We start from the raw sequence: 6,755 nt of genomic DNA, 5'->3' as shown, positions 1-6,755 counted from the left end.
GGCGAAGCCGGACCCTGGATGCCCCTCGTGGGCGTAGCCTCTCTCGTTGCGGGTCTTGCTGTGTCGCTGAACCCCTGAAATGAAAACAGCCCGCGCGGCGGGCTGTTGGTTGGTTGGCTGGGTGTGTGCTGCTCAGTCGAGGCGCACGCCCGAGGCTTTGACGATCTGGCCCCACTTCACGCGGTCTTGTTGTGCCAGCGTGGCGAGGGCGGCGGGGGTGCTGCCCATGGGGCGGATGGAGAGGCGGTCGAAGCGTGCTTTCACCTCGTCGGTCTTGAGCGCGGCCACGGTTTCCTGGTTGAGCTTGTTGATGATGGCGGCCGGTGTGCCGGCCGGGGCGACCAGGCCGAACCAGCTCACGATCTGCAGGCCGGGCAGGCCAGCTTCGGTGGTGGTGGGCACGTCGGGCAGGCTGTCCAGGCGCTCCGGGCCGGCGATGGCGAGCGCGCGCATCTTGCCGGCGCGGATGTGCGGCAGCACGGCCGGTGGCGACTCGATGCCGCCGGTGACCTGGTTGGACAGGATGGCGGTGGCCGACTCGGCACCGCCCTTGTAGGGCACGTGCACCAGGGTCACACCAGCTTCGCGCTTGAGCAGTTCGGTGGCCAGGTGCGGCGTGGTGCCGTTGCCGGGCGAGCTCAGCAGCAGGCTGTCGGGTTTGGCTTTCGCCTGCGCCACCAGCTCGGCCACGCTCTTCGCCGGCACCGAGGTGTTGACGGTGAAGATCAGCGGCATGTCGCCCACCAGCGAGACCGGCGCGAAGTCCTTGGCGGGGTTGAAGGCCAGCTTGGGGTAGAGCGCTTCGTTGATGCTCAGGATGCTGCCGGTGGCCATCAGCAGGGTGTAGCCGTCGGCCGGTGCGCGCACCACGTACTGGCTGCCGACGTTGCCGCCTGCGCCGGCGCGGTTGTCCACCACCACCGCCACGTTGAGCGACTTGGACAGCGCATCACCCAGGGTGCGCGCCATCACGTCCACCGGGCCGCCGGGCACGAAGGGCACGACGATGGTGATGGGCTTGGCCGGGTAGGCCGGTTGCGCGAGCGCGGGGGCGGTGCCCAGCAGGGCGGCGCCCAGGGCGAGGACCAGGCGGGTGAGTTGGCGGCGTTGCATCATGCGGTTTGTCTCTGTTGTGGGTGTCGTGAAAGAGCGGACGGGGAAAACGAAACGGCTCAGGCCGGGGTGTTGAGGTCCACCGCGAGGCGGACGAAAAAGTCCAGGCTCTGCGGGTTGACCATGGCGTCGGGGCTGGCGACCTTGTCCACCGGCATGCCGAGCAGCAGCTTGCGCACCGGCACTTCCATCTTCTTGCCGGTGAGCGTTCGCGGGATCTCGTCCACCGCGTACACCGCGTTGGGCACGTGGCGCGCCGAGGCCTTGGTGCGGATCTGGTCGGCGATGGCGGCCTTGAGCGCGTCGTCCAGCACGTCGCCGGGCTGCAGCACCACGAACAGCGGCAGGAAGGACGGCCGGCCCAGGTACTCCAGGTCCACCACCAGGCTGTCGCGCACCTGCGGCATCTCTTCCACCACGCGGTAGATCTCGGCCGTGCCCATGCGGATGCCGAAGCGGTTGATGGTGCTGTCCGAACGGCCGTAGATCACCGCGCTGCCGCTGGGCGTGAAGCGGACCCAGTCGCCGTGGCGCCAGACGCCGGGGAAGGTGTCGAAGTAACTCTCGTGGTACCGCTGGCCGTTGGCGTCGTTCCAGAAGTACAGCGGCATCGAGGGCATGGGCTGGGTGATGACCAGCTCGCCCACTTCGTCCTGCACCGGCTGGCCGGCGTCGTTGTAGGCGTAGGCCGCCACGCCGAGTTCGGGGCACTGGATCTCGCCGGCCACCACCGGCAGCGTGGGCGCGCAGGCGACGAAGCCGGAGGCGATGTCGGTGCCGCCGCTGATGGAGGCCAGCCAGAGGTCGCTCTTCACCGCTTCGTAGACCCAGTGGTAGGCGTCGATGGACAGTGGCGAGCCGGTGGAGTTGATGGCGCGCAGCGCGGGCATGGCGGCGAAGTCGCGCGGGCGCAGGCCGCGCTTCATGCAGTTCATGAGGAAGGCCGCGCCGCAGCCGAACAGCGTGATCTTCTGTTCGTCCAGGAAGCGCCACAGCGCCTCGTCGTCGGGCCAGGCCGGGTTGCCGTCGTAGAGCACGGTGGTGGCGCCGGTCAGCAGGGCGCCGATCTGCAGGTTCCAGACGATCCAGCCGGTGCCGCCCAGGAACAGCATGCGGTCGCCCACGCGCAGGTCGTGCTGCAGGCCCAGCGTCTTAAGGTGGGTCAGCACCACACCACCGTGGCCGTGCACCATGGCCTTGGGCAGGCCGGTGGTGCCGGACGAATACACGATCCACAACGGGTGGTCGAACGGCAGGCGCTCGAAGCGCAGCGCGGCGTCTTCCTGCGTGGCGGCCTGCCAGGTGATGCGGTTGCGCCAGCCGAGCGCTTGTTCGTCGGCCAGCGGCCCGGGCACGTGCACCACGGTGGCCACGCTGGGCAGACGGTCGAGCAGCTGCTGCACCGTGTCGCGCCGGTCGTGCACCTTGCCGTTGTAGCGGTAGCTGTCGGTGACCAGCAGCAGCTTGGGTTCGATCTGGCTCAGGCGGTCGAACACCACCGAGGGGCCCATGTCGGGCGCGCAGCTCGACCAGATGGCACCGATGCTGGCGCAGGCCAGGAAGGCGGCCACGGTTTCGGGCTGGTTCGGCAGGTAGGAGGCCACGCGGTCACCCGCCTGCACGCCATGCGCGCGCAGTGTGGCGGCAAACGCGCCGGTGAGCCGTTGCAGCTCGGCCCAGGGCACCTCGCGCACGGCAGTGCCTTCGGTGCGCACGATGAGTGCCGGCCGCTCGCTGCTGGCATGGCGGAACACGTGCTCGGCGTAGTTGAGGCGGGTCTCGGGGAACCAGCGTGCGCCGGGCATGGCGCGGCTGGCCAGCACCGGCTCGGGCGTGCCGTCGGCCTGCACCTCGAAGTAGTCCCAGATGCCGCGCCAGAACAGATCGAGGTTGTCCACCGACCACTGCCACAGGGCCTGGTAATCGTCGAAACGCTGGCCGTGGCGCTGTTCGAGCCACTGCTGGTAGTGCGCGATGCGGCTGGCCGCCTGATCGGCCACGCTGGGCGACCAGAGCGTGGCGGGCGCGCTGGATGTGTCGGCGGTGTTGGCGTCGTGGGGGGCGGTGCTCAAGCGCGGTCTCCTGGTGCGGTGTGAATCCGGTGCGTGCCGGTCGGGGAAAAGCGCCACGGTACGCAAACTCGCCATGGCTTGCTAGACGCATAGGCGATGGAGGTGATATACACCGTGCGCATGAAGACCACTTACGACCGGCTGGAACTGCTCGACACTTTCCTGCGCATCAGCGAAGCGCGCTCGCTCAGCAAGGCTGCGCGCCAGATGGGCAGCACGCAGCCCACCGTGAGCCGGCGCCTGGTGGAACTCGAATCGCTGCTGGGCAGCAAGCTGGTGAACCGCACCACCTCCACCTTCTCGCTCACCGACGAAGGCCAGACCCTGCTGGTGGAAGCGCGTGAACTGGGTGAACGCTGGGCCGGCCTGTCCGACCGGCTCAAGGGCCGCCAGAGCCGGCCCGAGGGCACGCTGCGCGTGATCGGCCCGGTGGGCTACGGCGCCAGTTTCCTCACCGATGCGCTCACCAAGCTGATGGCCGAGCACCCGCGGCTGCGCGTGGAGCTGGAACTGGCCGAGGGTTATGCCGACCTGGCCGCCTCGGGCGCGGAGTGCTGCGTGTTCGTCGGCCGGGTGCCCGACCAGGACATCGTCTGCCGCACCCTGGGCACGGTGGCGCGTGTGCTGGTGGCCACGCCCGAGCTGCTCGAACGCATCGGCCCGGTGACGCTGGCGCGCCTGCCCAGGCTGCCCTTCGTGGGGCTGGACGCGCATGTGGTGGGCACGGTGCAACTGGTGCGGCGCGACGGCACCACGCGGCTGGTGACGCTGAACACGCCGTTTCGCACGCCCAGCCTGCCGGCCAGTTACCGCGCCACGCTCAACGGCGCGGGCATCGGGTCGGCCGCGCCCTGGATGTGCCGCGACGACCTCGCCTCGGGCCGGCTGGTGCGGGTGCTGCCGCAATGGTCACTGGCGCCGGTGGGCATTCACGTGGCGCTGCTGCCGGGCCGCCACCGCCCGGCGCGCGTGACGGCCTTCATCGAGGCCATGCGCGAGCAGCTGACCCTGCACCACGGTTTCGTGCCGAGCGCCTGAGGGCGATCCTGAGCCCTGGCTGCCACAGCGGTAAGCGGGTGTTGCGGCGGCTTGTGCCGGCCCGGGCGGGCTGTTGTAATGCCCCGATGTCTGTACACCTCCATGCCCCTCACACCGATTCCCCCGCGCTGAATGCCCCTGGCGCCGCGCTCTCCCACACCGCATTCGAACAGCGCCGCCGGCTGCTGGCCTGGGCCGCCGCCGCGGGTGCCGGCGTGCTGGCCGCCGGTTGCGGCAGCCGCCCCTTGCCGGGCCGCGCACCCGCCAGCGCGGCCTACCGGCGCGAAGCCGCCACGCACATCTACCGCAAGTACCCGGACCGCATCTTCAAGGGCCAACTGCCGCCCATGCTGTACGCCATCGGCGTGCTGGAGGTGGAGGTGCGCGTTGGTGGGCGCGTGGGTTCCACGCGCTGGTTGCGTGGCCCCAGCCACGCGCCCGAGGTGATGGCCGAGATCGAGCGCCTGGTGCGCCAGGCATCGCCGTTCCCGTCGCCGCCCGGCTTCGGCACGGTGCAGTACGTGGACACCTGGCTGTGGGACCGCAGCGGCCGCTTCCAGCTCGACACGCTGACCGAAGGCCAGATACAGGGCTGAGCGAGGGCTGAGCGCGGCCGCGCGCCGCGCGCCTGGCCGACGCTCTGGCTTTCTTACTTCTTCTCCATTTCCTTGGCGCCGCCGTTGATGCTCCAGGCGGTGCCGTAGCGGTCGGTCACCATGCCGAAGGTCTCGGCCCAGAAGGTCTCGCCCAGCGGCATGGTCACCTTGCCGTCCTTGGCCAGCGCCTTGAAAACCCGCTCGGCCTCGGCCACGGTGGGGAAGGTGATGGCCAGCATCACGCCCTGCATGCCGCTGAAGGGCTGGCCGGGCGGTGTGTCGCCCGCCATCAGCACGAAGTCGGGGTGCACCAGGTAGGCGTGCATGATGCGGCCGGCGTGTGCGGCTGGCACCGGTTCGTCGCAGGCCGGCATCTCGCCGTAGGTGATGAGCACCTCCAGTTTGGCGTTGAGCAGCCTGGCGTAGAACTGCATGGCCTCGGCACAGGTGCCGTCGAAAGACAGGTAGGCGGCGAGCTGGATCGACATGGTGGGTTCTCCTGAGAACAGTGGAGGAGGGCGCGAGCGCCACGCCGGGTGGATGCACCCGGTGGCTGGCTTGCCTCTCCACGACGAACATGATGGGCCGGTATCGACACGGCCGCGCCGCGCACGACGAACGGCACGATGCCCGCCACCGCGTTGGTGGCGCCGCGCCACCCGCTACCATCGCTCTCCATGGCACTCAACTGGGTCTGGGTCGGCTTCTTCACCGTGGCGTTCGCCACCGCCGTGGTGCGTTGGCTGCTTGGCGAACACGCCATCCTGCAGGCGTTGATGACCGCCATGTTCGACGGCGCGCGCACCGGCTTCGAGATCTCGCTCGGCCTGGCCGGCGTGATGGCGCTGTGGCTCGGGCTGATGCGCGTGGGCGAACGCGCCGGCATGATCGAGCTGCTCGCGCGCCTGGCCGGGCCGCTGCTGCGGCGCCTGTTCCCGGCCGTGCCGCAGGGCCACCCTGCGCAGGGCGCGATGACCATGAACATCTCGGCCAACCTGCTCGGCCTGGACAACGCCGCCACGCCGCTGGGCCTGAAGGCCATGCGCGAGCTGCAGACGCTCAACACCGAAGCGCCCGGCACGGCGAGCAACGCGCAGATCATGTTCGTGGTGATGAACACGGCAGGGCTCACGCTGATCCCGACCTCGGTGATCGCCATTCGCCAGAGCATGGCGATCAAGCAGGGCCTGGGGGCCGGCTTCAACGCCGCCGACATCTTTCTGCCGGTGCTGCTGGTCACCTTCATCTCGTTGCTGGCCGGCGTGCTGGCGGTGGCGGTGTGCCAGCGCCTGCCGCTGTGGCGCGCGCGTTTCCTGCTGCCGGTGCTGGCGGTGGGTGGGCTGCTGGCGGCGGCGGTGACGGCGCTGGCCCGCCTGCCGGCGGAAGAGGCCGCGCGCGTGGCCGGCGCCACCGGGGCGGGCGTGATCCTGAGCGTGGTGATGCTGTTCGTGCTGGCCGGCGCGTTCAAGCGTGTGAACGTTTACGACGCCTTCATCGACGGCGCCAAGGAAGGCTTTGGCGTGGCGATCCAGATCGTGCCGTACCTCATCGCCATCCTGATCGCCATCGGCGTGTTCCGCGCCGCCGGCTGCATGGACTACCTGATGTCGGGCATCGGCCTGGCGGTGGCGGCGCTGGGCTTCAACACCGACTTCCTGCCGGCGCTGCCGGTGGGGCTGATGAAGGTGCTGTCGGGCGCGGGTGCGCGCGGGCTGATGATCGACGTGATGCAGGTGCACGGCGTGGATTCGTTCGCCGCCCGCCTGGCGGCCATCGTGCAGGGTTCGACCGAAACCACCTTTTACGTGCTGGCGGTGTACTTCGGCAGCGTCGGCGTGCAGCACGCGCGCCACGCGCTGGCCTGTGCCCTGTTTGCCGACGCGGTGGGCCTGGTGGCGGCCATCGGCGTGGGTTACGCCATGCTGCGCTGAGCCGG

General features: G+C 69.8%; 6 protein-coding genes. 3 read left to right on the top strand and 3 right to left on the bottom strand.

Annotated elements, in window-relative coordinates; translation table 11 throughout:
• Positions 1-132: 132 nt before the first annotated feature.
• Positions 133-1,113 carry a Bug family tripartite tricarboxylate transporter substrate binding protein gene (locus HPA01S_RS17280; protein WP_169801549.1) on the bottom strand — a complete coding sequence of 327 codons (981 nt, stop codon included), beginning with the start codon at positions 1,111-1,113 and terminating at the stop codon, positions 133-135.
• A gap of 59 nt (positions 1,114-1,172) precedes the next feature.
• A complete protein-coding gene (locus HPA01S_RS17275) occupies positions 1,173-3,185 on the bottom strand; it encodes an acetoacetate--CoA ligase (protein ID WP_066272006.1) in 2,013 nt (670 codons plus the stop codon).
• 120 nt (positions 3,186-3,305) lie between these two features.
• Here HPA01S_RS17275 and HPA01S_RS17270 point away from each other — a divergent pair, with 120 nt between their 5' ends.
• Entirely contained in the window at positions 3,306-4,223 is a 918-nt protein-coding gene (locus HPA01S_RS17270; RefSeq protein ID WP_066272019.1) for a LysR family transcriptional regulator, read from the top strand.
• 86 nt (positions 4,224-4,309) lie between these two features.
• Positions 4,310-4,819 carry a hypothetical protein gene (locus tag HPA01S_RS17265; protein WP_245638686.1) on the top strand — a complete coding sequence of 170 codons (510 nt, stop codon included), beginning with the start codon at positions 4,310-4,312 and terminating at the stop codon, positions 4,817-4,819.
• A 53-nt stretch (positions 4,820-4,872) separates the two neighbouring features.
• Here the strand turns inward: HPA01S_RS17265 and HPA01S_RS17260 are convergent, their stop codons facing one another.
• Positions 4,873-5,307, bottom strand: a complete 435-nt coding sequence (locus tag HPA01S_RS17260) for a VOC family protein (RefSeq protein WP_066272005.1) — start codon at positions 5,305-5,307, stop codon at positions 4,873-4,875.
• Between the two features lie 189 nt (positions 5,308-5,496).
• Here HPA01S_RS17260 and HPA01S_RS17255 point away from each other — a divergent pair, with 189 nt between their 5' ends.
• A complete protein-coding gene (locus tag HPA01S_RS17255) occupies positions 5,497-6,750 on the top strand; it encodes a spore maturation protein (protein WP_066272017.1) in 1,254 nt (417 codons plus the stop codon).
• The last annotated feature ends 5 nt before the right edge of the window (positions 6,751-6,755 follow it).

Source organism: Hydrogenophaga palleronii NBRC 102513, from assembly GCF_001571225.1.
Taxonomy (GTDB): Bacteria; Pseudomonadota; Gammaproteobacteria; order Burkholderiales; family Burkholderiaceae_C; genus Hydrogenophaga; species Hydrogenophaga palleronii.
This window is presented reverse-complemented; position numbering and strand designations above follow the sequence as displayed.